Origin of the sequence: Neoluteolibacter marinus (assembly GCF_014904755.1) — a bacterium.
Classification (GTDB): Bacteria; Verrucomicrobiota; Verrucomicrobiia; order Verrucomicrobiales; family Akkermansiaceae; genus Haloferula; species Haloferula marina.
In genome coordinates this window covers 60,332-84,304 of record NZ_JACZFQ010000021.1, presented here as the reverse complement: position 1 = coordinate 84,304, position 23,973 = coordinate 60,332, and the positions used below count along the sequence as shown (strand labels likewise).

Annotated in this window: 24 protein-coding genes and 2 tRNA genes; 16 read left to right on the top strand and 10 right to left on the bottom strand. The window is 64.9% G+C overall.

All coding sequences use genetic code 11. The annotated features are described in order from the left end of the window. Positions 1-92: 92 nt before the first annotated feature. The 3 genes from IG178_RS05485 to IG178_RS05475 all read left to right on the top strand — a co-directional run bounded on the left by IG178_RS05485 (position 93) and on the right by IG178_RS05475 (position 4,047). On the top strand, positions 93-548 hold the full coding sequence (locus IG178_RS05485) for an Hsp20/alpha crystallin family protein (protein ID WP_193211520.1): 456 nt from the start codon (positions 93-95) through the stop codon (positions 546-548). Between the two features lie 272 nt (positions 549-820). Beyond that, positions 821-2,728, top strand: coding sequence for a DUF1549 domain-containing protein (locus IG178_RS05480; RefSeq protein ID WP_193211519.1), 1,908 nt, complete (start codon positions 821-823; stop codon positions 2,726-2,728). Positions 2,729-2,748: 20 nt separating this feature from the next. Continuing rightward, entirely contained in the window at positions 2,749-4,047 is a 1,299-nt protein-coding gene (locus IG178_RS05475; RefSeq protein WP_193211518.1) for a DUF1501 domain-containing protein, read from the top strand. A gap of 59 nt (positions 4,048-4,106) precedes the next feature. On the opposite strand, the gene IG178_RS05470 is transcribed toward IG178_RS05475, so the two are convergent. The 3 genes from IG178_RS05470 to IG178_RS05460 all read right to left on the bottom strand — a co-directional run bounded on the left by IG178_RS05470 (position 4,107) and on the right by IG178_RS05460 (position 6,525). Then, positions 4,107-5,276 carry a helix-turn-helix transcriptional regulator gene (locus IG178_RS05470; RefSeq protein ID WP_193211517.1) on the bottom strand — a complete coding sequence of 390 codons (1,170 nt, stop codon included), beginning with the start codon at positions 5,274-5,276 and terminating at the stop codon, positions 4,107-4,109. Positions 5,277-5,397: 121 nt separating this feature from the next. After that, positions 5,398-5,901 carry a hypothetical protein gene (locus IG178_RS05465; protein WP_193211516.1) on the bottom strand — a complete coding sequence of 168 codons (504 nt, stop codon included), beginning with the start codon at positions 5,899-5,901 and terminating at the stop codon, positions 5,398-5,400. Positions 5,902-5,913: 12 nt separating this feature from the next. Continuing rightward, the gene (locus tag IG178_RS05460; protein ID WP_193211515.1) at positions 5,914-6,525 is read right to left on the bottom strand and encodes an OmpH/Skp family outer membrane protein; all 612 of its coding nucleotides are present in this window, start codon (positions 6,523-6,525) and stop codon (positions 5,914-5,916) included. 115 nt (positions 6,526-6,640) lie between these two features. On the opposite strand from IG178_RS05460, the gene IG178_RS05455 reads away from it, so the two are divergent. After that, positions 6,641-7,897 (top strand): FAD-dependent oxidoreductase, encoded by a 1,257-nt coding sequence (locus IG178_RS05455; protein ID WP_193211514.1) that lies wholly within the window; start codon positions 6,641-6,643, stop codon positions 7,895-7,897. Positions 7,898-7,900: 3 nt separating this feature from the next. Here IG178_RS05455 and IG178_RS05450 read toward each other — a convergent pair whose 3' ends face one another. Beyond that, entirely contained in the window at positions 7,901-8,650 is a 750-nt protein-coding gene (locus IG178_RS05450; protein ID WP_193211513.1) for an AraC family transcriptional regulator, read from the bottom strand. A 97-nt stretch (positions 8,651-8,747) separates the two neighbouring features. Between IG178_RS05450 and IG178_RS05445 the strand changes: the two genes are divergently transcribed. The 12 genes from IG178_RS05445 to IG178_RS05390 all read left to right on the top strand — a co-directional run bounded on the left by IG178_RS05445 (position 8,748) and on the right by IG178_RS05390 (position 19,076). Further along, positions 8,748-9,704, top strand: a complete 957-nt coding sequence (locus IG178_RS05445; protein WP_193211512.1) for a proline racemase family protein — start codon at positions 8,748-8,750, stop codon at positions 9,702-9,704. A gap of 12 nt (positions 9,705-9,716) precedes the next feature. Further along, positions 9,717-10,622 (top strand): dihydrodipicolinate synthase family protein, encoded by a 906-nt coding sequence (locus IG178_RS05440; protein WP_193211511.1) that lies wholly within the window; start codon positions 9,717-9,719, stop codon positions 10,620-10,622. Between the two features lie 49 nt (positions 10,623-10,671). Next, a complete protein-coding gene (locus tag IG178_RS05435; protein WP_193211510.1) occupies positions 10,672-12,246 on the top strand; it encodes an aldehyde dehydrogenase (NADP(+)) in 1,575 nt (524 codons plus the stop codon). A 547-nt stretch (positions 12,247-12,793) separates the two neighbouring features. Next, positions 12,794-12,864: transfer RNA gene (locus IG178_RS05430), tRNA-His, on the top strand. Between the two features lie 22 nt (positions 12,865-12,886). Then, positions 12,887-13,477, top strand: a complete 591-nt coding sequence (locus tag IG178_RS05425) for an HNH endonuclease (protein WP_193211509.1) — start codon at positions 12,887-12,889, stop codon at positions 13,475-13,477. A gap of 69 nt (positions 13,478-13,546) precedes the next feature. Then, positions 13,547-13,611: transfer RNA gene (locus IG178_RS05420), tRNA-Phe, on the top strand. A gap of 177 nt (positions 13,612-13,788) precedes the next feature. Then, entirely contained in the window at positions 13,789-14,541 is a 753-nt protein-coding gene (locus IG178_RS05415; protein ID WP_193211508.1) for a slipin family protein, read from the top strand. A 150-nt stretch (positions 14,542-14,691) separates the two neighbouring features. Beyond that, positions 14,692-15,252: a GNAT family N-acetyltransferase gene (locus IG178_RS05410; RefSeq protein WP_193211507.1), complete on the top strand. Its 561-nt coding sequence runs from the start codon at positions 14,692-14,694 to the stop codon at positions 15,250-15,252. A gap of 6 nt (positions 15,253-15,258) precedes the next feature. Continuing rightward, complete coding sequence (locus IG178_RS05405; protein ID WP_193211506.1) at positions 15,259-15,813, top strand: GNAT family N-acetyltransferase; 555 nt, start codon at positions 15,259-15,261, stop codon at positions 15,811-15,813. Then, positions 15,810-16,370, top strand: coding sequence for a GNAT family N-acetyltransferase (locus IG178_RS05400; protein ID WP_193211505.1), 561 nt, complete (start codon positions 15,810-15,812; stop codon positions 16,368-16,370). The genes IG178_RS05405 and IG178_RS05400 overlap by 4 nt, the downstream gene beginning before the upstream one ends. Continuing rightward, positions 16,367-17,899: an RtcB family protein gene (locus IG178_RS05395; RefSeq protein WP_193211504.1), complete on the top strand. Its 1,533-nt coding sequence runs from the start codon at positions 16,367-16,369 to the stop codon at positions 17,897-17,899. Before IG178_RS05400 ends, IG178_RS05395 begins: the two co-directional genes overlap by 4 nt. 58 nt (positions 17,900-17,957) lie before the next feature. After that, positions 17,958-19,076, top strand: a complete 1,119-nt coding sequence (locus IG178_RS05390; RefSeq protein WP_193211503.1) for a pyridoxal phosphate-dependent aminotransferase — start codon at positions 17,958-17,960, stop codon at positions 19,074-19,076. Here IG178_RS05390 and IG178_RS05385 read toward each other — a convergent pair. The 6 genes from IG178_RS05385 to IG178_RS05360 all read right to left on the bottom strand — a co-directional run bounded on the left by IG178_RS05385 (position 19,073) and on the right by IG178_RS05360 (position 23,919). Beyond that, positions 19,073-19,558 (bottom strand): MOSC domain-containing protein, encoded by a 486-nt coding sequence (locus IG178_RS05385; protein ID WP_193211502.1) that lies wholly within the window; start codon positions 19,556-19,558, stop codon positions 19,073-19,075. The genes IG178_RS05390 and IG178_RS05385 overlap by 4 nt on opposite strands. Before the next feature lie 31 nt (positions 19,559-19,589). Beyond that, complete coding sequence (locus IG178_RS05380; protein WP_193211501.1) at positions 19,590-21,803, bottom strand: molybdopterin oxidoreductase family protein; 2,214 nt, start codon at positions 21,801-21,803, stop codon at positions 19,590-19,592. Between the two features lie 163 nt (positions 21,804-21,966). Next, complete coding sequence (locus tag IG178_RS05375) at positions 21,967-22,395, bottom strand: arsenate reductase ArsC (protein WP_193211500.1); 429 nt, start codon at positions 22,393-22,395, stop codon at positions 21,967-21,969. After that, positions 22,392-23,063 (bottom strand): MIP/aquaporin family protein, encoded by a 672-nt coding sequence (locus IG178_RS05370; protein ID WP_193211499.1) that lies wholly within the window; start codon positions 23,061-23,063, stop codon positions 22,392-22,394. The genes IG178_RS05375 and IG178_RS05370 overlap by 4 nt, the downstream gene beginning before the upstream one ends. A gap of 2 nt (positions 23,064-23,065) precedes the next feature. Beyond that, complete coding sequence (locus tag IG178_RS05365) at positions 23,066-23,545, bottom strand: DUF6428 family protein (RefSeq protein ID WP_193211498.1); 480 nt, start codon at positions 23,543-23,545, stop codon at positions 23,066-23,068. Next, on the bottom strand, positions 23,542-23,919 hold the full coding sequence (locus IG178_RS05360) for an ArsR/SmtB family transcription factor (protein WP_193211497.1): 378 nt from the start codon (positions 23,917-23,919) through the stop codon (positions 23,542-23,544). Before IG178_RS05360 ends, IG178_RS05365 begins: the two co-directional genes overlap by 4 nt. Between the last annotated feature and the right edge of the window lie 54 nt (positions 23,920-23,973).

Below are 23,973 nucleotides of genomic sequence, written 5' to 3'. Positions count from 1 at the left end.
TGCGATTGAGGTGATGTGGCAGGTCGGAATGCGGCGGAGACCATGACCTGCCCGGCAACTGAAACCCTCCGCCTAACCAACCAAGCACCATCATGAATACCCTCAGACAATGGAATCCCATCCGTGAAATGCAGGACCTCCAGAGCCGCGTGCTTAGCGCTCTCCAGAGTTCCGCTTCACTCAAGAACGACGAATCCCGCGAATCGCTCACCGTCGCCGAATGGACGCCGGTCGTGGATATCACGGAGGACGCCGACGAGTATGTGATCAAGGCCGAGCTGCCCGAGGTCAAACGCGAGGACGTCAAGGTCACGGTCGAAAACGGCCAGCTGACCTTCAGCGGAGAGCGCCGGATCGAGAAGGAAGAAACGGGCCGGAAGTATCACCGGGTGGAGCGTGCCTACGGCAGCTTCCTCCGCAGCTTCCAGCTTCCCGAAAATGCCGATCCGGAGAAGGTCAGCGCCGATTTCAAGGACGGCGTGCTCAACATTCACCTGGGCAAGCAGGAAGCGGTGAAACCGCGCCAGATCGAGGTGAAAGTCGACTGAGGTCCGGCTTTTGGATCGAATGGGAAATCGCGCGGCAGGTCCTCCGGGGCCTGCCGCGCCGCCGTGTACCGCCGGCGCTTGCCGCCGACGGTTGGAGGCGTGGGGGCGCTCTTTCCGATTCACTGCAACTTTCTTCAATTCGGAGGGTTCAACCCCGGCACATTTCTTCGAAAGATGTCTGACAAGCAGTGCGTAGCCGCCCGAATCCCGGAAAGTCTGGTGGATTGACGCTAAGATTCCCGCTGCTAGCCTCTCCTGAACCCTTGAAAACCATGAAAACCCCAGCTGCCGGCCTGTTCGCGTGCCTGATTTTATCCAGCGCGTGCGGATTTGCCGCCGACAAACCTTCCCCCGCCGACGATCCCGCCTTCATTGCCAAGGCGGCGCGCTCGATCGACGGTCATGTGGCCTCCTGGTATCGCAAGCAGAAGCTCGCCGTACCCGAGGTGACGGACGATGCGACCTTCCTGCGCCGCACCTTTCTCGTGGCGATCGGCCGGATTCCGACCACCGAGGAGGCCCGGTTTTTCCTGGAAATCGATGACCCGACCAAGCGGGTCCAATTGATCGACTACCTGATCCAGTCCCCCGGCTATTCCAGTCACATGACAAACTGGGCCTTCGACCTGTTGCGGGTGACGGATGGCAAGCCGGGCTTCAACGGGAACTTCGAGGCCTACCGCGGCTGGATCCGTTCGGCTCTCGAAAACAACATGCACTGGGACGACTTTACCAATGCCCTGATCGCCTCCAAGGGCGACGGTTGGGCCCCGGAAAGCGCCGCGGTGGGCTACTACACCCGCGACCGCGGGATGCCGCTGGACAACCTGGCGAATACGATGCGGGTGTTCCTCGGCTCGCGCATGGAGTGCGCGCAGTGCCACGACGATCCGTTCGGCGAGACCGAACGGCATGACTTCTACGAACTCGCGGCCTTCACCGAAGGTCAGGACGCGATGCGCCGCAATTACATGCGGTCGCTGTGGGACGAGATCAATGACGGCGAACGCCGTCAGTCGATCGACTACAGCGTGGCGCAGATCATGTGGGACCGGGTCTACGGGTTGAGCCTCGGAGGCTCAGGGGCCGGCAAGATCCGCCTGCCGGACGACTATCAGTACCGTGACGGCCAGCCGGGAGAAATGATCGGTGCCAAGACGCCGTTCGGCAAGTCGGTGCGGATCTCGGAGCGCAGCGACAAGGGCGGCGGCCGTGAGGAGCTGGCGGAATGGATCACCACCAAGACCGGCGAGCAATTCGCCTCGGTGGCCGCCAACCGGATGTGGAAGCGGGTCATGGGACGCGGGGTCTATGAGCCGGTCGACGAGTACAAGCCGACGAAAGAGCTTCACCATCCGGAGCTGATGGCGACCTTGATCAAGCTGATGGTGGACCTCGATTACGACCTCCGCGCGTTCCAGAAGGTGCTGCTCAACACCAAGACCTTCCAGTTTGTCCCGAATCCGGAGCCGGCGAAAGTGGCCACCGGCGACGACTTTCACGGCCGGCAGCTTGCCCGCCTGTCGTCCGAGCAGCTCTGGGATTCCCTGATCACCCTGGCTTCCGGCGACCCGGACAAAAAGCCGCGGCGCACGGTTGATGACCGGATTTACGTCGGCAACAAGCCGGTGCTGGTCGGCAAGAAGAACATGGTGCAGCTCTCGAAGGAGGTGCTTGCGCTGAAGTCCGAGGAGGAAGTCCGTTCCTACTTCGACAAGTTGCTCGCCGATGTCCGCGGTGAAAGCGGTGCTTCGGGCGGGGGAGACAGCATGATGATGAACCAGGTTCACCGCTACGGCAGCAATTCCCCGGTGCGTGCCTCGGAGTTGCCGAGCCCGGCGCCGCGCGACCACCTGCTCTATCTCTTCGGCCAGTCGGACCGCATCGTCGTCGATGGATCGAGCCGCGAGCCGAACGTCGGTCAGGTGCTCTCGCTGATGAACGGTTACGTCCAGAAGCAGCTGGTGAACAATTCTGGAGCCCACCTTTACAAGAGCCTCGAAGGTGCCAGCAGCGACGAGGAGAAGATCCGCCGACTCTATGTGACCATCCTGAGCCGTCCGCCGAGTTCGGAGGAAATGGGCTGGATGCTCGATGAAGTGAAAGCGTCCGGTGAGGAGGGCTACCGGAACATCGTTTCCGCCCTGGTGATGTCCTCCGAGTTCCTCTTCGTGCAGTAAAACCCATTCCCCGAAAACCAATGAATGCCAACGATCTCAACCGCTTCGACGAACCCACCCGCCGTCGCTTCATCTCGAATGCCGCGCGGATGTACCTCGGGGTGAACCTGCTGCCGATGTTCGGGGCGAGCGTCGCCTCGGCCGCGCCCAAGTCCTCTGCCGCCGGCAAGGCCAAGAGCGTGATCTACCTCTACATGTCCGGTGGCATGAGCCATTTGGACACCTTCGACCCGAAGAAGAAGAAGGAGGTGATGGGCAAGACCGAGGCGATCTCGACCAGCGCCACCGACGTCATGGTCGGGCAATACCTGCCCAAGACCGCGGAGGTGATGGACAAGGTCTGCGTGATCAACTCGATGACCTCGCGGCAGGGTGCCCACGAACAGGGCGCCTACATCATGCACACCAGCTACGACATGCGCGGCACGGTGAAGCATCCTTCGCTCGGGGCCTGGGTGAACAAGCTCGGCGGACGCCTCAACCCGGAGATCCCCGGTTTCGTGGCCATCGATTCGTCGCCGGACACCTCGGGCGGCGGGTTCTTCGGTGCCAAATTCGCCGCTGCGCCGATCGGCAGCCCCCACGACGGGCTCCAGGACTCCCACAAACCGGGATCGGTTTCCCAGGAAGACTTCGACCGCCGATTGGCATTGGCGGACCGGCTCAACAAGCAGTTCCATGGCCGCTACCAGAATGCGGACGTGAAGGCTTATGAAGAGCTCTACCTGGAAGCGATCAAGCTGATGAACAGCAAGGACCTGAAGGCCTTCAACATCAACGATGAACCCGAGTCGGTGCGCAAGGTCTACGGTTCGGGACGATTCGCCCAGGGCTGCATGCTGGCCCGACGACTCGTCGAGCACGGGGTGCGCTTCGTGGAAGTCCAGCTCGGCGGCTGGGACACCCACTTCGACAACTTCGCGGCGGTCGAGGGCCGGTGCAAGGAGTTCGACCAGGCTTACGCCGGGTTGCTCCAGGACCTCGAGAAGCGCGGTCTCCTGAAGGACACGCTGGTCGTTGTGGCCACCGAGTTCGGCCGCACGCCGACGATCAAGACCGAGCACCAGAACGGTCGCGACCACCATCCCGCGGCATTCAGCTGCCTGCTCGCGGGCGGCGGCGTGAAGGGCGGGTTCAAGTATGGCGAGACCGATGCCAAGGGCGAGAAGGTCAAGGACAAGCCGGTGGCGGTCCAGGACTTCAACGCCACCATCGCCTACGCCTTGGGACTTCCCCACGACCTGGTGGTGATGTCGCCGTCGGGTCGTCCGTTCAGGTTCGCCGATAAGGGCGCACCGGTGACGGACGTGTTCGCCTGAGAGGCAAATCGATCTTTAAAAGCGCGTGTCCCGTCGACCGGGGCGCGCGCTTTGTCGTTTCAGGCTCCGGTCTGGGTGGGGCCGACGACTGCGAGGGCGTGTTCGTCGGGCGTGCGGAAGCTGAACTCACGGCCGCTGCCCGGAACCCGGACCAGCCAGCAGGAGCCTCCGTTGTCGCGGTTGACGAAGACCATGCCGCCGCGTTCGAGGACGTCGATGCGTGCCCGTTTGCCCAGCGGGGTGATCCAGAACAGCTCGACGATCTCGTGCATGGCGTTCGCCACCACCACGGTGTGCGGTTCGCCTTCGTGGTCGTCGTCGGGGCTGGTGGCCAGTTCCCCGGCTGGCAGCCACTCGACGGGCTCGCGCTCGGAAACCTTGCAAAGCTCGGTCAGATCGGAATCGCCCATCGAGGCCTGGTTCCAGGCCTTCCGGAATTGCAGGGGTGTCCAGCCGAATGCCTTGCTGAAGGACCGGATGAACTGCTCGCGGCTGTTGAAGCCCGAAAGGCGTGCGATCTCGATCACCGACTGGCCGGTGCGCATCAGCAGCGAACGGGCGAGGATGAGGCGGTGCATCGTCAGGTGCTCCGCGAAACCGGCGCCGGTCGTCTCCTTGAGGATCCGGATCAGCTGTCGCGGGCTTTTCTTCAAATGCTCCGCCGCGTCACCGAGCTTGACGGTGGTCTCGAGGTTCGGCCGCAACCATTCGTGGAGCTGGGTGACGATCTGCTCGCGCCGCGGGTTGCGGCTGCTGCCTTTTTCCGCCGCACCGGCGGCCACGGCGGCCTCCCGGGTCAGGGCGGCGAGCTTCATCGCGGCGGCGACGACCATGAGATTCCGCGACCAGTGATCGTCCGGATTGGCCTGGGACGCGGTCTGGGCCTCGATGGTCAACTCGCCGATCTGTTGGTAGATCGACGGCTCGACGGCACCAATGACCATCGGATCCCGTCCGGGCACCCGCAGGCGGATCGTCCCGAGCCCGGACTCGATCGCCAGCATGTGATCTGTGCCGCTCTTGATCCTGCCCTCGTGCTGTGACCAGAAGGACACCTTCACCGGGCCCTGGCCATTTTCCCAGCGATAGACGAAGGCCGGACCGTTCAGGACAATGTCGCCGGCGGAGTTCGACTCCAAAGGGACAGTCTCCCATGCACGCGAGCCCGACCATTGCGGGCCGGACGCATCGAGAACCTTGAGAATTTCGTGGTCGGGACTTTGAGGCATCTTGTTACCGCGGTTATGGGGAGGACGCGGGTGGTTCAGGGAAGACTCCGCCTTTCAATCATGGGATGGCAATCGCCGGGAAGGACATTTTTCAATGCACAACCGGCGGCCGGTCCGGCGATCATGCCTCCGTGTCGGGGGATCCCGATGAGGCATTCCCGCTGCCCATGCCGATTCCGGGGATGACCCGGCGCACCAGTTTCTTCAGGCCGCTCTCGCCGGCCTCGACCTCGGCTTCGGCCTGGCGCAGGGCTTTTTCCCATGCCGGGGCAAAGCCGGGTGCCTGCTCGCGCATCAGCCGGACGGCGCTCTCGGTGATCTGGGAATGCCGGAGTTCTGCTTTCCCCGGCTTGGCTTGCAGGGTGGCCAGGCTGACGCGGAGGTTCTCGTTCTGGCGGCGGTGCTCCTCCAGTTCCCGTTGCAGGGACTCGTTGCCCTGGGCATTGATCTTGAGCTGGGTGTTGAGGTGCCCTTGCAGTTCGCGCAACTCGTTCTCCAGGCGGCGAATGTCCTTGGCCAGGCGGCGGCGGGCCGAGAAGCCCGACTTCCAAGCGACGGTGGCAACGGCCAGACCCAGCAGGAGTCCCAGCGTGAAGGGGTGTTTGAGGTATTCCCAGATATCCATGGTAGAGGGGGATCAGCGGTTATCGGCGGCATCCTTGCCACCGGCGGTTTCTTTGTGGGTGGCCGTGTCGACCTGGCCGAGTGCGAGGAGCACGCTGCTGGTCAGGTCGTTGGTCCGTTTGGCATATAACAGCAAAGGCACCCCGGTATTGGAGTTGCCTGAACTGTCGAAAACCCAGTCGTATCCTTCCTCCTTGGCGAGCTTTTCCGCCGTGGAGTGGATCAAATCCAGCCGTTCGCGCATTCCGGCGACCATTTCGGCATTGATCTCCTTGTTCCGGTCCTCGCGGTAGCTTTCGAAGTCTTCGAGCAGGGACATGGCCTCCTGGCGCTTGAGGGCGAACTCGCGTTCCAGCTTCTGCCGGGTCGCGGGGTCGATCTGCGGGCCGCCCTTCGATAACTGTTTCCCGCGGACCTGCAGGTCGGCGTACATGGTCTGATAGTCGAGGAGCCGCTTGTCCTTGTTGATGGCCTCCCGCTTGGCGCGCAGGGCCTGGTTCGACTCGACCGTGCTTTCCAGCTGCTTGAATACGTCGGAGACCCTGACCACGGCAATCCGCGGCGGGTCGGCGGCCGCAAACAAGGTGGAAACCAGGAGGAGAAGGAGCGTGGCGACGTTCTTCATGAACCGCGACGATCATGTACCTGCTCCTTGGGGCTGTCCAGTGCCCGGAAGGATCCGCGATTTCTCAAGAGATTGCTCGAGTCTCCGGCAAGACGGCCGGGTTAAGGTGACCGGAGTGAACCAAGACAAAGACCGCGTGGTCATCCTCGGTGGCGGGGTGATCGGACTGTGCACGGCCTACTACGCCCTCAAGCGCGGCTTGCGGGTCACCGTCGTCCAGCGGGAGGAAGAGGGCGGGGACAACTGCTCCATGGGCAACGCCGGAATGATCGTCCCGAGCCACTTCATCCCCCTGGCGGCACCGGGTATGATTCCCAAGGGCTTGCGCTGGATGTTCAACCGCGAGAGCCCGTTTTACGTGCGTCCGAGGCTCGATTCGGCGCTGATCCGCTGGGCCTGGCTGTTCCATCGCAGCTCGACCGATCGCCACGTCGCGGCCAGCCGCGAGCTGCTGCGCGACCTGAACCTCGAAAGCCGCCGGCTGTTCGTGGAGCTGGGGGGGGACGATGACTTCGGCATGGAGCAGCGCGGCATGCTGATGCTGTGCAAGTCGGCAAAGGGGCTCGAAGAGGAGGCTGCGGTGGCGGAAGCCGCCCGGGAGATTGGCATCGATGCCGAGGTGCTGGATGCCGCCGGTGTGGCCCGGTTGGATCCATCCGTCACCATGGACCTGGCCGGCGCGGTGCATTTTCCGCAGGACTGTCATCTCGATCCCGCGCGCTTCATGCGTTCGATGCGGCGACGGGTGGCCGATCTCGGTGGTGAGCTGGTTTCCGGCATCGAAATCGAGTCCGTCGAGATGTCCCAAGGCAAGGTTGCTGCCTTGGCGGGAGGGGGGCACCGCTTTTCCGGCGGACAATTCGTCTTCGCAGGGGGATCCTGGACTCCGGGTCTGCTGCGCCAGCTGGGACTGAAGTTGCCGCTGCAGGCTGGCAAGGGCTATTCCCTGACCCTTTCCGGTCCGCCGGAGTTGCCGCGTTGTTGCTCGATCTTCGTCGAGGCAAAGGTCGCGGTCACTCCGATGGGAGGCCGCCTTCGCTTTGCCGGCACGATGGAAGTCGGGGGGCTGGATCTCTCGGTCGATCCGGCGCGGGTTCGCGGGATCGTCAAATCGGTGAACAGCTACTTCCCGAAGTTCAACGAGTCGGATTTCGAGGGCGTCCAGCCTTGGGCCGGTCTGCGGCCGGTGTCGCCGGACGGCATTCCTTATCTCGGGAAGGTTCCCGGAGTGGAAAATGCGATCGCTGCCACCGGTCACGCGATGATGGGGCTCAGCCTCGGTCCCGTGACCGGCAGTCTCGCCACCGGCCTCCTGACGGGGGATGTGCCGTTCCGTTCGATCGAAGCGATGGCTCCCGGGCGCTTCTCCTAGCGGTCAGCCCGCCTGCATCTTCTTACGGTAGGCCAGCGGGCTGATTCCGACCGCCTGCTTGAACTGCCGCGAGAATGCCGACTGGTCCGAGTAGCCGCAGCTCAGCGCGATCTGGGCAATCACTTCGTTCGTCCTCGAAAGCCGCTCGCACGCGGCGTCGATCCGGACTTTCACCAGATACTGCCCGGCGGTGACGTGGAACAACGAACGGATGCGCTGGTCGAACTGATAGACCGAGAGTCCCGCCATCTCGGCGAGCTGCGGGAGCCGCAAAGGCTCCTCGAAGTGACGGTGGATGTGGTCGATCGCCTTGGACATCGCGGCGAAGTCTTCCTGCCGGTCGCGGGCACCGTGGAGGTCCCGTGAAATGCCGCACACCCCGGTGATCCTGCCGTCCTTCGCCTTGACCGGTTCCTTGAAGGTCAGGCACCACCCCCGGCGGCCGCCGGCGTAGAGATGGAGCTCGAGGTGGTCGCGGATGCCGTGCCCCTTTTTCAGGATCTCCTGGTCTTGGGCGGCGAAGCCCTCGCCGAGCGGCGGCGGGAACAACTCCTCCGCCGTCAGGCCGATCGCCGACTCCTTGTTAGGCAGGCCGCAACGGGTCGCCAGCGTCTCGTTCACCGCCATGTAGCGCCCCTGTGCGTCCTTGATGAAGAACACGATGTCCGGCACCGCGTCGAACAGGTTGTCGACCGGAGGCATGCCGTCGAGGCTCTCGAAAAACGATCTGCGGAGTCGGTCAGCCGGGTTCATGGTTGCGATCGAGACTACTCCTGCACTGCTATACGGATTGAAAGGCCGGCGCTAGAGCTTTCGCCTAGACCCTGATGCTAAAAAGGTCCCGTAACCCATGAGCGAGACCTGCATCCACGTCATCGATTCCCATACCGAAGGGGAACCCACCCGCGTCATCGTCGGCGGAGCTCCCGCCCTCGGACCGGGAACGATGCGGGAAAAAGCGGATCGCTTCGCCGCCGAGTTCGACTGGGTCCGCTCGTCCGTCTGCAACGAGCCGCGCGGGCACGACGCGATGGTCGGCGCCCTGATCTGCGAGGCTCACGAACCGGACTGCTGTTGCGGCGTCATCTTCTTCAACAACGTCGGGACCCTGAACATGTGCATCCACGGCACCATCGGGTTGGCATCGGTGCTGGTGCACCAGGGAAAAATCGGTCCCGGGGAGCATCGCATCGACACGCCGGTCGGGGTCGTGGTCGCGCGGGTGAATGAGGATCGCTCGGTGACGGTCGCCAACGTGCCCAGCTACCGCAAGGCTGCCTCCGTCGAGGTCGAGGTGCCGGGGTGGGGGACCGTGCGCGGTGACATCGCCTGGGCGGGCAATTGGTTTTTCCTGATCGGTGGCCAGGGACCCGAAGTCTGCCACGCGAACCTCGGCGCGCTGACCGACTTCACCTGGGCGGTCCGCCAGGCGCTTGTTGGCCAGGGCATCACCGGCGACAACGGAATGGAAATCGACCACGTCGAAAGCTTTGGTCCACCCGCGGATCCGGCGATTGCCGACAGCCGGAACTTCGTGATGTGCCCGGGCAAGGCCTACGATCGCTCGCCCTGCGGCACCGGGACCAGTGCCAAGCTCGCCTGCCTCCATGCCGACGGGAAGCTCGCGCCCGGCGAGCCGTGGCGTCAGGCCGGCATCCTCGACACGGTTTTCACCGGCACCTACCAGCTGCTTCCCGACGGCAAGGTGCTCCCCAAGGTCACCGGCCGGGCGTGGATCACCGGCGAGGCCCGCTACTCCTTCGATCCCGCCGATCCGTTCCGCCACGGGATTCCTTCTTCTCTCTAACAAAACAAGACCATGAGCATCCATTGGAAGGGCGTCATGCCCGCGACCCTCACACAATTCAACGCCGACCTCACCATCGACCACGCCTTGATGGCGGAGCACGGCAAGTGGCTCGCCGACAGCGGTTGCAGCGCCATCATCGCCCACGGCTCGCTCGGTGAGGGGGCGACGCTTTCCTTCGAGGAAAAGGTCGCCTTGCAGAAGACTTACACCGACGCCTTGCCCGACACGCCCGTCATCCCAGGGATCGCGGCCCTTTCGACCAAGGAGGCCGTCGACCTTGCCAAGGCCGCCAAGGACAACGGTTGCCGCGGGTTGATGGTCTTGCCGCCCTATCTCTACGCCTCCGACTGGCGGGAGATGAAGACGCACATGTCCGCGGTCATTTCGGCCACCGACCTGCCCTGCATCATCTACAACAACCCCGTCGCGTACAAGACCGACTTCACGCCGCTGCACATCAAGGAACTCGCCGACGAGCACGCGAACGTCGAGTCGGTGAAGGAATCCTCGACCGACGCCCGCCGCGTCGCCGGGATCCGGGAAGTGTGCGGGGATCGCCTGGTCCTCGGGGTGGGGGTCGACGATTGCGCCCTCGAGGGAGCCGCCATGGGGGCGAAGTTCTGGATCACCGGCGTCGGCGGCGCCTTCCCGAAGCACAACATCAAGCTCTGGGACCTGGCGACCTCGGGCAAGATCGAGGAAGCAATGCCGATCTACACCTGGATGCTGCCGATGCTGCGCATGGACACCGTGGTCAAGTTCGTGCAGCTGATCAAACTCCAGCAGACCCTCGCCAGCGGCGGCACGCTCGGCAACAACCGGGTCCGTCCTCCGCGCCTCGAGCTGGTGGGCGAGGAGCTCGCCGAAGCCACGGCGATCATCGAAAAGGCCATCGCCACGGCCCCGGCGGTCTGAGATCGAATCCCGCCTTGCGTCCGCTGCCTCCACGCCTTTTGTCCCGTTCATGAAATCCCAACTCCTCGGCTCGTCCATCATCGGATTTTCCCGCGGTGCCGGCACCACGGTGGCCGGCCATGCCGTCCATCCCGCCAGCAATGCCCGGCTCGAACCTCCCTACCTCGCCGCGACGACGGAAGAAGTGGAGCGCGCGGTCGAACTCGCCCGTCAGGCTTTCCCCGCCTACTCGGCCTTGCCCGGCGCGGTGCGGGCCGGCTTCCTGCGGGCCATTGCCGGGGAGATCGAGGGCATGGTCGACGACATCGCGGAGCGGGGGACCCTTGAGACGGGCCTGCCCGACGCCCGCATGCGCGGCGAGACCGGAAGGACGGTTGGGCAGCTCCAACTCTTTGCTTCGCTGATCGAGGAGGGATCGTGGGTCGATGCGCGCATCGAGCAGGCCCAGCCGGACCGCCAGCCCTTGCCCAAGCCCGACATCCGTTCGATGCTGCGCCCGCTGGGTCCGGTGGCGGTCTTCTGTGCCAGCAATTTCCCGCTGGCCTTCTCGGTCGCCGGCGGGGACACGGCATCGGCGCTCGCTGCCGGCTGCCCGGTGGTCGTCATCGCCCACGCCTCTCACCCGGGCCTGGCGGAAATCGTCGGTGCGGCGGTGATGCGGGCGGCGCTGGCAACTCGCATGCCGGAGGGGGTCTTCTCGTTGCTTTACGGAGGGGGCCGCACGGTCGGGGCCAGCGTGGTCCAGCATCCGGCCATCCAGGCGGTCGGCTTCACCGGTTCACGCGCAGGTGGCATCGCGCTGATGAACCTGGCGGCAAACCGCGAGCAACCGATCCCCGTCTTCGCCGAGATGAGTTCCGTGAACCCCGTCGTGATCCTGCCGGGAGCCCTTGAACGCGGCGAGCCGGCTCTCGCCGAGGCGTTCGTCGGATCGCTGACGCTCGGTTCGGGCCAGTTCTGCACCAATCCCGGTTTGATCTTCCTGCCGGAAGGGAAGGGGCTGGTGTTCATGGACAAGCTCAAGTCACTGGTGGCGGCCGCCGCTCCGGGACTCATGCTCAACGACTCGATCTGCCGCGCCTATGCCGATGGCGTCGAGACGATCTCCGGCATCGAGGGCGTCGAGACCGTGGCGCGCAGCGCGAGTCCCGCCGGGACCGGCCAGGGCGCTCCTGCGGTGTTCAGCGTGTCGCTGCGCCGGTTCCTCGAGGAAGACCTCCTGAGGGGGGAGATGTTCGGACCGGCGGCGTTGATCGTCCGTGGTTCGATCGATGAGATCGAGGCCGCGATTCCGGAACTCGAGGGGCAGTTGACCGGCAGCATCCATGGCACGGATGCGGAACTGGCGGAACATGCCGGACTGGTCTCTGCATTGGAGCAGAAGGTCGGCAGGTTGATCTTCAACGGCTTTCCCACCGGCGTTGAAGTCTGCCACAGCATGGTCCATGGCGGGCCCTTCCCGGCCACCTCCGATGGGCGTAGTACGTCGGTCGGGACCATGGCGATCCACCGGTTCGTCCGACCGGTTTCCTGGCAGGGCTTCCCGGATTCGTGCCTGCCGGACGAGCTGCGGGACGACAATCCGCTTGGCATCCGGCGCACGGTGGACGGCGAGGTCCGTTGAATGAAGATGAAGAATTGTGAAAATCAGGATTGACCGCAAGGTCGTGAATCCATATCTACCCGCAACTTCAATCCGCTCCGATGCGTCTCCACCGTTCCATGCTGCAAAGCCCCGTCGACCTCATGACCGAGGTTTCGGCGCTTTGGCTCCGCACGGTCGACTCCGCGTTTCACACCGGTTGCCGCCGGTCTTTCGAAGGAATGGCCATTGCCGCCAAACCGGAGCCAATGAGAAGCAGGATCAGACTCCCGGAGATCTGAAAGCCGCGTAGATCCAAGGATTTTCCCGCAGCCCTGCTTCCAACCGGAAGCAGGGCTTTTTGTTTTTCCCGACCCGCTTCCTCGTTCCACTTCAACCTTCTTCCCGCAATTTCATGGTGATCCAAAAATCCCTCTGAACCTCGTTCCCTGATTCCTTCCGCCGCACGCGGCGGGCAACCGGCTTTCCGATACGGAAGTCGATCTTTCGTCCGGTATATCGTTTTCCGGATCGATCGACATATCACGTTTCGTGGGAGAACTGTTGTCTTTTTGCGGCGGCCCCGGATTTGACCTTGGTGTAGCGGAAGCACCCCGCGTTGTGAACGCGGCGGGGCGGGTTCGAGTCCCGCAGGTCAACCTCATTTCCTCCCGTCTTCTCCATGACCACGCCCATTCTCCAACGCACGACCGTCCTGGTTCTCAACCGGCGGTGGTTTGCCATCGATGCCATCACGCCTGCCGAGGCCTTCGGCCATCTGGCCTGTGCCACCGCACGGGCGCTGAGGATCGACGGCGATTCCATCCAGGCTTTCGGCTGGGATGACTGGCGCGCCTTGCCGCCGGGATCCGGCGACGCGGTGGTGGGGACGCCCCGCGGACCGGTCAGGATTCCCACCGTCATCGTCCTGGCCCGGTTCGACCGCGTTCCGGTGCACCGGCCGAAGTTCGGTTTCCGCGCCTTGTGGGAACGGGATGGCGGTCGCTGCCAGTACAGCGGCCGTCGGCTCAGCCCGGGGGAGGCGAACATCGACCACGTGCTGCCCCGTTCGCGGGGCGGGCGCGACGAATGGACGAACTGTGTGCTCTCCGACCGGGCGATCAATACCCGCAAGGGGGCAAGGACTCCCGCCGAGGCGGGGCTCCAGCTCGTCGCGCCGCCCCGGGTCCCGCGACCGGTCCCTGCCACGCAGCGTATCCGCAACCATTGGAACGTCCCTGATTGGAATCACTTCCTCAATCTCTCGGCCTGACCATCCATGCGGCCTCGAAGGGTCTTCCCGGACAGGTCCCGCACATCGGACCGGCAGGTCGATTCACCCCAGTAGCTCATTGGTAGAGCAGTCGACTGAAAATCGATCGGTAGCGGGTTCAAATCCCGCCTGAACCTAACGGAAATCCCCGCCCCGGCTTCCCCGTGAAGCAACCGCAAACGGGCCCTGCGAGGGCCGCCCCTCGAGCCGCCGCCCACGGCAGCGGATCGATGCGGACCCTCCCGCCCGGGATCGGTGGGGCGGGGATTCTCCCGCCCAACTCCGGTGACCACCACCCACCATTCAATCTCATGATACTTTACCTCATCCTCTTCTCGATCCTCGCGTTCCTCGCGTCGCTTGCCTGGGCACGTTGGGTCACAACCGTGATCGTCCGCCAGCATCAGGCCGCCTTGCTCTCCCGGCATGGCAAGCTCTGCCGGTCGCTTGGCCCCGGCCGGCACCGGATCTTCGGATCCGGATACGAGGTCGAACACTTCGACCTCCGCCGGACGGAGATCCAGGTCGTCGGCCAGGAGTTCCTCACCGCCGACAAGGCCGGGTTGAAGGTCAGCGCGGTGCTCGAGTACCACATCGCTGATCCCGCCCTGTATGTCGGTGCCGCCGCGAATCCGGTGGCGACCCTCTACGGGGCCGTCCAGGTCGCCCTGCGGGATGTGATCGGTGGACTGGCGCTCGATGCGGTGCTCGACCGCTCGAACGATCTGTCGGCGGAGCTGATTGCCCGGGTCGCTCCCTTTGCCGGGGGCCTTGGCCTTGCGGTCAACGGACTTGCGGTGAAGGACCTGATGATCGGAGGCGATCTCCGGAGGGTCTTCACCGAAGCCCTCACCGTCCGGCAGCAGTCGCTGATCGCCCTCGAGAAAGCCAGGGCCGAGGCCGCCGCGATCCGGACTCTAGCGAACGCGGCCCGGGTCTTCGAGACCCATCCCGCGCTGCTCCAGCTCAAGTTCCTCCAGACGCTTGAAAAGGCCGACGGGGGAATCTCCCAGCCCCTCGCTCTCGGCACTGCCGGGCAGTGGCTGGATTTCCTCAAGAAGTAACCCCCGGGGGAGGGGGCGTCCGCCTCCTCCCCCGATTTCCCGCCATGGACACCGTGACCCTCATCCTCGCCATCCTGACCGCCGGCTTCGCGCTGCGCTTCGTTTGGCTCGAACTCACCGATCCTTGAAAAATCTCTCTCTAACAAACCAATGAAGACCATCGCCCCGACCGCCCTCGAAACTGAACGCCTGATCCTGCGCCAACCGGAGGCGGCGGATATACCCGCCATTGTCCGGCACGCCGGCGACCCGAGGGTCGCCTTGAAGACCAGCGTGATGCCGCATCCCTATTTCGCCAGTCATGCCCACCAGTGGCTGGCGGAAGTGACTGCCGGGCGTGCCAATCGTTCGAACCATACCTTCGCGATCGAGAGGAAGGCCGATCCCGGAATGATCGGTGTTATCAGCCTGGAGGTCCGCGAGGACCGCTGCAGTGCCGAAGCCGGCTATTGGCTCGGCGTCAAGTTCTGGCGCAAGGGCTTCATGACCGAGGCCCTGCGCCGGATCCTGGACCACGGGTTCGGGGAGCTCGGCTTGCTCTACATCACCGCCGGTCACATGGCCGGAAATCCGGCCTCGGGCCGGGTCATGACGAAGGCCGGCATGAAGTTCGAGAACATCGTCGAAGGCGGGATCACCCGCGCCGGCATCCACTACGAGCGCGTCAACTACGGGCTGTTCGCCGACGAATGGCATGCGCGCAAAACCTGACTCACCATGAAACTGACCACGGATCGCCTGATCTTGAAACCACCCGCAGAAGAGGACATCGACGCCATCGTGGCGGTGGCCTCGGACTGGCGGATCGCTGAAATGACCCTGGTGCCCCATCCCTACCTGCCCAACCACGCGCAGGAGTGGATCGGGCGCGCCCGGGAAAACTGGGAAACCAACGGGATCGGAGGTTTCGCGGTATTCACGCGACACGACGGCGCCTTCATCGGGGCGGCCGGCCTCCGCTTGACAGAGACCGCCGGCCACGCCAGCGCTGGCTATTGGTACAGCCCTCGGGTGTGGGGGCGCGGCTATGCCCCGGAGGCGCTTTCGGCGCTCCTGCGCTTCGGCTTCGAGGATCGCGGGCTGGCCCGCATCGAGGCCAACCACCTGCTCATCAATCCGGCATCCGGCCGGGTGATGGCGAAAGCCGGCATGTCGCACGCGACGGCGGTGGAGCTCCCTCACCGCGACGGCGAGGGCATGGTTGCCGGCTTCTCGCTCCACATCGACGCCGCGGAATGGCGTGCCCTCCAATCCTCAAGACTCTCGGCATGAAACCGATGACTTTGAAAACCAACCGGCTGATCCTGCGCCCTCCCGTTCCTGCGGACGCCGGGGCGATCGAAGGCTTTGTCAGCGATCGCCGCGTCGCGGAGATGACCGCGCTCATTCCTCATCCCTATCCGGCAGGCGGGGCACTGGAGTGGATCGAGGCATGCTGCCAGGCGCAGCGGGACGGGAAGAAATCGACCTGGGTGATCTGCCTGCGTTCCACCGGTGAACTCGTCGGGGCGATCTCGATCGTCGACGATGCCCGGGACGTGATGCTGGGCTACTGGATCGGCGTTCCGCACTGGGGCAACGGCTACGCCACCGAGGCCCTGCACCGGGTCATCCGCCACGGTTTCAACCAGCTTCGCCTGCGCTACTTCAGTTCCTACCACTTCGCCCATAACCCCGCCTCAGGACGGGTGATGCAGAAGGCGGGACTCCTGTACCAGGGCGTCCAGGTCCTCTCTTGCAAGCGTGGCGACCAGGTCTACGACAGGGTTTGCTACGGCATCACTGCCGCGGAATGGCGGGCGAACCTCACTGCCTTTTCCCGACCATGAAACTGCTTACGGAACAACAACTGATCGACGCCGGCTACGACCCGGGGCCGCTCTTCGGCGAGCTGTTGGCCAAGGTCTCGGAGTACGAGTCCCGCGGCATCAGTGATGCGAAATATGCCCTCAAGCTGTTGAAGCGCGACGTTGGTCCGCCGCCGCCGAAATCGGTGATGCGCGAGAAACCGGCGCCGCTGGCGGAGGCGATCGTCCCGGTGACCAAGGACGAGCGGGCCAACGTCGACGCGGTGCGCCGGCAGATGCACCAGCTGCTCAAGGCCCCGGTGATCGTCCGCGGGGTGATCATGCCGGATGCCTGTCCGGTGGGGCCCGGTCACGCGGCGACGCCGGTCGGCGGGGCGATCGCGGTGGACAACGCGATCATTCCCTCGGCCCACTCGGCGGACATCTGCTGTTCGATGTTCGCGAGCTTCTACGAGGAGCGCAGTAGTGTCGCGAAGGAGCTCGACGCGTTGATGTCGTCGACCCGCTTCGGGCCGATGCACCGGCACCTGGATGACCTGATCCACGATCCGGTCCTCGACGAGGATGTCTGGCAGAACCGCTTCCTCAGCGGGCTGCGCGACCACGCCCGGACGCAGATCGCCGACCAGGGCGACGGCAACCATTTCGCCTACCTCGGCGAGGTGGCTGTCGACGACGCGATGCTGGCGATGCTGCGCCTGACCGGGCACGCCGAGTTGGCGGCCGGCTTGTCCCCGAGGAAGCGCTACCGGGTGCTGGTCACCCACCACGGTTCCCGCAGCCTCGGTGCCCACGTTTACAAGCGCGGGCAGATCGCGGCGGAGAAACACGTCGCCCGCACGGCCCGGCACATCCCGGCGGCCGCGGCGTGGCTCGATGCCCGCTCCGACACCGGCCGCGACTACTGGCATGCCCTGCAATATGTCGCCCGCTGGACCAAGGCGAACCACCGGGCGATCCACCGCCGCTTCCTGGAGCGGATCGGTGGACGCTCCTTCGCGGAGGTGGGCAACGAGCACAATTTCGTGTGGCAGCGAGGCGACACCTGGTACCACGGCAAGGGCGCGACACCCGCCTGGAAGGATGGAGACGGGCGGCCGCAGCTCGGGCTGATTCCCCTCAATATGGCGGAGCCGGTGCTTCTGGTCCTCGGCGGCGACCGGGAGGAGTTCCTTTCCTTCGCGCCCCACGGGGCGGGTCGGAATCTCTCCCGCACCGCGATGCGCAAGCGCTTCCACGACGAGGCCGACCGCCGGCATGCGATCGAGCGCAGCACCGCGGGCATCGATGTCCGCTGGTATTGCGGCAAGCCCGATCTGAGTGAAACGCCCCTGGCCTACAAGGATGCGGCCCGGGTGCGGGAGCAGATCCGCGAGTTCGGGCTGGCGGAGATCGTCGCCGAGATCCGTCCGCTCGGCTGCATCATGGCCGGGGACACCGGCCGTTCGTGGCGGGACCGGGGGGAGGAGCTCACCCCGAAGCAGAAGCGCCAGATCCAGCATCGCGCCGAACGCCGGCGGGTGAAGCAGGAACTCCACGACGAGTGGTGAGCCGGGAATCGCGCTCGCCATCCGCCGCGGCAATTGGCACGTAACAGGAAACACGATCATGAGCCGACTCGCCGAACGTACCAGCCGCATCGATGCCTCCGGAATCCGCAAGGTCTTCGACCTCGCGAAGAAGCTGAAGGACCCGATCAACCTCTCGATCGGCCAGCCGGACTTCGACGTTCCGGAAGAAGTGAAGAAGGCTGCCCACGAGGCGATCGATGCCGGGAAGAACACCTACACGCCGACGCAGGGGATCGCCGAGCTGCGCGAGCAGCTGATCGCCGAGGAAAAGGAATTCACCGGCCGGGAATGGGGGGCGGATGAGCTTCTCGTGACCTCGGGCGTGAGCGGCGGCCTGTTCCTGGCGCTGCTCGCCTTGGTCGAGGACGGCGACGAGGTGATCATCCCGGATCCCTACTTCGTGATGTACAAGCACCTCGTCCGCTTGTTCGGCGGGACGCCGGTCTACCTCGATACCTACGACTCCGGGTTCGGGATCGACCCGGCCAAGCTGGAAGCGTTGATCACGCCGCGGACGAAGGTGTTGCTGTTGAACTCACCGGCCAACCCGACCGGGCGGATCCTTTCCCGGGGCGAGCTCGAGGGCGTGGCTGCAGTTTGCCGCAAGCACGGCTTGCTGGTGATCAGCGACGAAATCTACCGCAAGTTCGCCTACGTCGAGATGGTCTCGATGGCCGAGGTTTACGAGGACACCTTGATGCTCGGCGGTCATTCGAAGGCCTTCGGGATGACCGGCTGGCGGCTCGGGTATGCCTGCGGCCCGGCGGACGTCATCCAGGCGATGACGAAGGTGCAGCAGTACAGTTTTGTCTGTGCTCCGGCGGTGACCCAGTTCGCGGCCCTGGCATGCCCGCAGGTGGTGCTGGAGCCCTACATCGACGCCTACCGGGCGAAGCGCGACCTGATGGTGGGAATTCTCTCCGAATGCTTCGAACTCGGACCTCCGGACGGGGCGTTCTACCTGTGGGCCAAGGCGCCCGACGGATTCACCGGGAGCAGTTTCGTTGAAAAGGCGATCGCGAACAACCTGCTGATCATCCCGGGGAATGTTTTCAGCGAGAAGGACACCCATTTCCGGATTTGCTACACCGTGCCGGACGACAAGCTGAAGGAAGGTGCCGAGCTGCTGTGCCGGATCGCCCGCGGCGAAGTCTAGGTCGCGAACTCGACCTCGCCGAGACCGAGTCGGCCGCCGGTGAGGATCTTGCAACGGAGCCCGCCGCGGTCGTGCATCAGCTTCTCCGTGCCGGGCTTGCCGCAGGCCTCGTCCATCCAGTAGCAGGGCGCGCACTTCTGGGTGCCTTCCAGCAAGGTGTCGCCGAGGCGGAAGGCACGGCCGACCAGCCGGTTCAGCTCGATGCCGGAGGTCACCACGTTGCGCCGGAAGGCCGAGGCCGGAAGATCGGGGTTTCCGGCGTGCTCGCGGACCGCCTCGATCACCTCCCGGTCGATCAGGGTCACCTGGCCCTTGTAGTCGTCTTTCCAGCCGAAGAAGCGGTCACCCGGGATGCCCTTGCCGGCAACGAGTTCGACCGAGTCGTGCTCCTCGACCGGATGGTCGCCGGAGGGCTGGCCATGGTGGCCGAAGTAGTTATGCCCGGGCGAGGTGTAGAGGGCGTGGATGACGGCGCGGGTCATGGGGATAACCTCGGCTGGCAAGCGGTTCGCCTCAATCGGCAAATCGGCGGATCTTGGTCAGGGAAACCGCGCAGGCCTTGTAGTTCGGCTGGCGCGAGTGGGGATCGAACGACGGATGGGTGAGCCGGTTCACCTCGGGATAGTGCATCGGGAGGAAAAGCTGTCCCGGCTGCACGGTCGGCGCGATGTAGATGGCGGCATTCATCACGCCGCGGCGCGAGCGGACGGTGACGGTGTCGTGCTCCTTGAGCGAGAGGCGGGTGGCGTCGTCGGGATGGATCTCGATGTAGGCATCGTGCGGGTAGAGCTTGCGCAGGATGTCGGACTTCGATGTCCGGCTCTGGGTGTGCCATTGGCTGCTGGTGCCCCGTCCCGTGAGCAGCAGGAAGGGGAAGGTGGAGTCGGGGGCTTCCGGTAGCGGGGCCGGCGGAGAAAAGAGCAGCCTGGCCTTGCCACTGGGCGTGTAGTAGTTTCCGTCTTCGAAAAGCCTCCGCTCCGTGTCAAGGGCCGGTTCCACGGTCGGGCTCCCGGCGGGATAGGGCCACTGGATGCCACCGAGGCGGTCGATCATTTCGAAGCCCTCGATGCCGGTGATGTCGCAGGGACGGTCCCTGGTCAGGTCGCGCAGCAGTTTGAACGCGGACTCCGGGTCCTTCCAGCCGGCGAACAGGTCGCCGCAGCCCCAGGCCCCGGCGATCAGCCGGAAGATGCGGAAGTCGGAGAGGGCCACGCCGGGGGCGCGGCGCACCGCCTTGAGGGTGCCGATCCGGCGTTCGGAGTTGATGAAGCAACCTTCCTTCTCGCCCCAGGCCGCGGCGGGCAGGACCAGGTCGGCCGCCAGGGCGGTCTCGGTGGTGCGGTACATGTCCTGCACCACCAGGAATTCGAGGTTTTCACGCAGGGCGGCGAGCTTGCCGCTGTCGATCCACGAATGGAACGGGTTGGTGGCGATGACCCACAGCGCCTTGATCCGGCCCGCTTCCGCGGCAGCGAGGATCTCGTCGTAAGCAAGCGACGGATCGGAGGGAATCGCATCGCAGGGGATGCCGAGCCCCGTGGCGACCTTCTCGCGGTGGCCGGTGTTGGCGAAATCGTGTCCGCCGACCAGGGAGGTGGTGTTGGAAAACAGCCGCGATCCCATCGCATTGCACTGGCCGGTGATGGAATTCGCGCCGGTGCCGGGCTTGCCGATGTTGCCGGTGATCAGGGCCAGGTTGATCATCGCCTGGGCGACCCGGACCCCTTCGTAGGACTGGTTCACGCCCATGGTCCACCACCAGGAAACGCGCTTGCCGGGTTCCGAGACGGTGCGGGCGAGGGCTTCGATTTCCTCGACGCTGAGACCGGTCGCCGGGGCGACCGCAGCGGGACTGTAGTCCATGAGGAACTCGGTGAGTTCCTCGATTCCCTCGGTCCGCTCGATCGATGCGGCATCGGTGCGGCCGTCGCGGATGATGCAGTGGGCGAGGGTGTAGAGCAGCGCGAGGTCGCCCTTCGGTTGGAGCTTCACATGGCGGGTGGCGGCCTGGGCCGTCTCCGTCGCGCGGGGGTCGATGACAATGATCTCGGGATTGCGGCGGTTCCGCATCACCCGCTGCCAGAGGATCGGATGAGCGATGCACAGGTTGGAACCGACGAGGACGATGACGTCGCTTTCCTCGAAGTCCGCGTAGGAATAGGGCGGCGCGTCGAAGCCGAACGACTGCTTGTAGGCGGTGACCGCGGTGGCCATGCACTGGCGGGTGTTGGCATCGCCGTGGAGGAACCCCATGCCGAACTTGAAGAGGCAGCCGAGGAAGGCCATTTCCTCGAAGGGGATCTGGCCGGTCGAAAGGAATGCCACCGACTCGCGGCCGTGCTGCTCCTTGATCGCCTGCAGCCGGCCGGTGAACGCGCCCATGGCATCGGCCCAGGTCACGGCCTGCAGGGTGCCGGACTCATCACGCAGCAGCGGGACGGTCGCGCGGTCCGGGGAATCGAGCGGATCGAGCGCCTGCCAGCCCTTGGGGCAGGCCATGCCGAGGTTGACCGGGTAGCCGGCCTGCGGGCTCAGGTTGACGGCCCGGCCCTGCTCGTCGAGGTGGAGTTTCAGCTGGCAGCCGGTCGCGCAGTAGCCGCAGATCGAGGTGACGGTGGAGGCGGGCTTGAGGCGGCGCGGCACTTTGCCGAGCCCGAAATGTCCGGGCTCCTGCACCAGGTCCGCGGTCAGCGGGCCGGTGTGCTGTTTGAGGAACTTGGCGAGCATGGAAGCAAGGTAGTGGGCCGGTGGTTGCCTTCCACCAACGAGCATCTGGCGTGCAGTTCCAGAACTTAGGAAAGGAGCGGGCGAGCGGTCGAGTCATTCGCCGCATGAAACCGCCTCATCCGCCGGTCCGCCCGTCCACCGGGCGCCACCGCTTGAAGCGGCGTTACTTCGCGTCGCGGCGGCCGGCGGCGTAGGCCTCGAAGACCCGCCGGATTTCATCGCGGACCCGGCGAAAGACCGCGAATTGCTCGTCCTCCGTGCCGGTGGCGTGGGCCGGGTCGTCGAAGCCCCAGTGGTGCCGGTTCATCTGGCCGGGGAAGGCGGGGCAGGCCTGGTCGGCGTTCCCGCACACCGTGATCACGGTTTCCACCTCGCCGGCGAGGAACTCGTCCATGTGCTTCGAGTGATGGCCCGAGATGTCGATCCCGATTTCTGCCAACGCCTTGATCGCCAGCGGGTGAACGTAGCCGGCGGGCTTGGAGCCGGCACTTTGGACGTCGAGGAGGTCACCGGCGGCGGCGCGGAGAATGCCTTCGGCCATGTGGCTGCGGCACGAGTTGCCGGTGCAGAGAATCAGTACGGTCGGTTTCATGAGTTGGAGCAGTTGCCGCCGCAGCAGCCGGGCTCGCGCAGGGCGCTGCAGAGCGGTACGGCGACCAGGGCACCGAGGACGGTGGCGACGGGATAAAGCCAGAGGTGCTCGAGGTGGCCGCTCACAACGGCGGGTGCCAGCGAGCGGGCGGGATTCATCGATGCACCGCAGATGGGCCCCGCGAACATCGCCTCAAGGCCGACCACCGCCCCGATGGCGATGCCGGCGGTGATGCCCTTTTCCTTGGCACCGGTCGAGACGCTGAGGATCACCAGCATCAGGATGGCGGTCAGCACGACCTCGAGGATGAAACTTTGTTGCACGGTGCCGGCCGGAAGGGTCGCGCCCAGCGATCCGGGCCCCGGGAAGAGCCCCTTCAGGAGGCCGCTGGCGACGAACGCACCGGCCAGTTGGGCCGCGATGAAGAGAGGCACCTGGCTCCATTCGAAACGCCGCGATACCGCGAAGCCCAAGGTGACCGCCGGGTTGAGGTGCGCGCCGCTGATGTCCCCGAAAGTGTAGATCATCGCCATCACCACCAGACCGAAGACCAGCGCGATGCCGGCATGACCGATCGTTCCACCGGTTTCCTGGTTGATCACGATCGCTCCCGTGCCCGCGAACACGAGGACGAAGGTGCCGAGGAATTCCGCCAGCGCTTTTTTCATGATCAGCAGCAGCCGTCGGGGCCGCAGCAGGGGGCCTTGCCGCCGATGGCCGGCAGGCGGTTGATGGCGGGCAGCCCGCACAGCTCCGGGGCGAGGCACTCGGTGTGCTTGTGGGCCAGGTTGAGGATCACCGCTTCACCGGTCAGGTCGTGACCTTCCACCGTGTACTGGGAAATCACCCGGTCCTCGTACTCGATTTCGACCGGGATCGTCTCGTCGGGCAGGTAGGCCGCGGCCTTGTCGAGGATCGAGGCCATCTTTCCGGTCTCGATCCGGTGGTCGTAATCCTCGCCGACCCAGATCTGGAGCTGGCAGGTAAGGGTCTCGCGCAAGGTGCCGCCGCAGTCGAGGAAGGTCTTCTGGACCCGGCCGACCTCGGTGACGTGGAACGACACCGGCACGGCGGATCCGTCGGGCAGTCGGATGCGGAAATGGCGGTCGGCGTGCTCGCGGAGCAGGGACTTGAGTTCGGACAGCTTCATGGAGTGGCGTTGGTTCTGCGGGGGCGCTTGAGCTTCTTCGGAGCGGGGCAGCAGGAGTCCTCCCGTTCCGCCAGGCGGCGGGTCATTTTCTCCACATCGGCTGCCGGAGAGCCGTCGCCGAAGGCGCTGGCGATGCTCCGCAAGAGGCGGAGCTGAGGCCGGGCGATGCGGAAATAGGTCCACTTCTCCTGCTTCTCGCTTTCCAGCAGGCCGGCCTTGCGGATGACCTGGACGTGGCTGGAGACCGTCGACTGTGGCATTTCCAGGATGTCCGCGAGTTCGCAGACACAGAGGGCCTCATCCATCACCAGACGGACGATGCGCCAGCGGGTTTCATCCGCGAGCGCCCGGGCGAAGGCGACGACATTGCTCATGACGAAAATATTCGTTATGAGTATCCTCGTTACGTCAAGCGGCAAGATCGCCGG

What these genes read in the sequence shown, in the direction of transcription:
- IG178_RS05485 (WP_193211520.1), top strand. Translation starts at nt 93, where the DNA reads ATGAATACCCTCAGACAATGGAATCCCATCCGTGAAATGCAGGACCTC.
- IG178_RS05480 (WP_193211519.1), top strand. Translation starts at nt 821, where the DNA reads ATGAAAACCCCAGCTGCCGGCCTGTTCGCGTGCCTGATTTTATCCAGC.
- IG178_RS05475 (WP_193211518.1), top strand. Translation starts at nt 2,749, where the DNA reads ATGAATGCCAACGATCTCAACCGCTTCGACGAACCCACCCGCCGTCGC.
- IG178_RS05470 (WP_193211517.1), bottom strand. Translation starts at nt 5,276, where the DNA reads ATGCCTCAAAGTCCCGACCACGAAATTCTCAAGGTTCTCGATGCGTCC.
- IG178_RS05465 (WP_193211516.1), bottom strand. Translation starts at nt 5,901, where the DNA reads ATGGATATCTGGGAATACCTCAAACACCCCTTCACGCTGGGACTCCTG.
- IG178_RS05460 (WP_193211515.1), bottom strand. Translation starts at nt 6,525, where the DNA reads ATGAAGAACGTCGCCACGCTCCTTCTCCTCCTGGTTTCCACCTTGTTT.
- IG178_RS05450 (WP_193211513.1), bottom strand. Translation starts at nt 8,650, where the DNA reads ATGAACCCGGCTGACCGACTCCGCAGATCGTTTTTCGAGAGCCTCGAC.
- IG178_RS05445 (WP_193211512.1), top strand. Translation starts at nt 8,748, where the DNA reads ATGAGCGAGACCTGCATCCACGTCATCGATTCCCATACCGAAGGGGAA.
- IG178_RS05440 (WP_193211511.1), top strand. Translation starts at nt 9,717, where the DNA reads ATGAGCATCCATTGGAAGGGCGTCATGCCCGCGACCCTCACACAATTC.
- IG178_RS05435 (WP_193211510.1), top strand. Translation starts at nt 10,672, where the DNA reads ATGAAATCCCAACTCCTCGGCTCGTCCATCATCGGATTTTCCCGCGGT.
- IG178_RS05425 (WP_193211509.1), top strand. Translation starts at nt 12,887, where the DNA reads ATGACCACGCCCATTCTCCAACGCACGACCGTCCTGGTTCTCAACCGG.
- IG178_RS05415 (WP_193211508.1), top strand. Translation starts at nt 13,789, where the DNA reads ATGATACTTTACCTCATCCTCTTCTCGATCCTCGCGTTCCTCGCGTCG.
- IG178_RS05410 (WP_193211507.1), top strand. Translation starts at nt 14,692, where the DNA reads ATGAAGACCATCGCCCCGACCGCCCTCGAAACTGAACGCCTGATCCTG.
- IG178_RS05405 (WP_193211506.1), top strand. Translation starts at nt 15,259, where the DNA reads ATGAAACTGACCACGGATCGCCTGATCTTGAAACCACCCGCAGAAGAG.
- IG178_RS05400 (WP_193211505.1), top strand. Translation starts at nt 15,810, where the DNA reads ATGAAACCGATGACTTTGAAAACCAACCGGCTGATCCTGCGCCCTCCC.
- IG178_RS05395 (WP_193211504.1), top strand. Translation starts at nt 16,367, where the DNA reads ATGAAACTGCTTACGGAACAACAACTGATCGACGCCGGCTACGACCCG.
- IG178_RS05390 (WP_193211503.1), top strand. Translation starts at nt 17,958, where the DNA reads ATGAGCCGACTCGCCGAACGTACCAGCCGCATCGATGCCTCCGGAATC.
- IG178_RS05385 (WP_193211502.1), bottom strand. Translation starts at nt 19,558, where the DNA reads ATGACCCGCGCCGTCATCCACGCCCTCTACACCTCGCCCGGGCATAAC.
- IG178_RS05380 (WP_193211501.1), bottom strand. Translation starts at nt 21,803, where the DNA reads ATGCTCGCCAAGTTCCTCAAACAGCACACCGGCCCGCTGACCGCGGAC.
- IG178_RS05375 (WP_193211500.1), bottom strand. Translation starts at nt 22,395, where the DNA reads ATGAAACCGACCGTACTGATTCTCTGCACCGGCAACTCGTGCCGCAGC.
- IG178_RS05370 (WP_193211499.1), bottom strand. Translation starts at nt 23,063, where the DNA reads ATGAAAAAAGCGCTGGCGGAATTCCTCGGCACCTTCGTCCTCGTGTTC.
- IG178_RS05365 (WP_193211498.1), bottom strand. Translation starts at nt 23,545, where the DNA reads ATGAAGCTGTCCGAACTCAAGTCCCTGCTCCGCGAGCACGCCGACCGC.
- IG178_RS05360 (WP_193211497.1), bottom strand. Translation starts at nt 23,919, where the DNA reads ATGAGCAATGTCGTCGCCTTCGCCCGGGCGCTCGCGGATGAAACCCGC.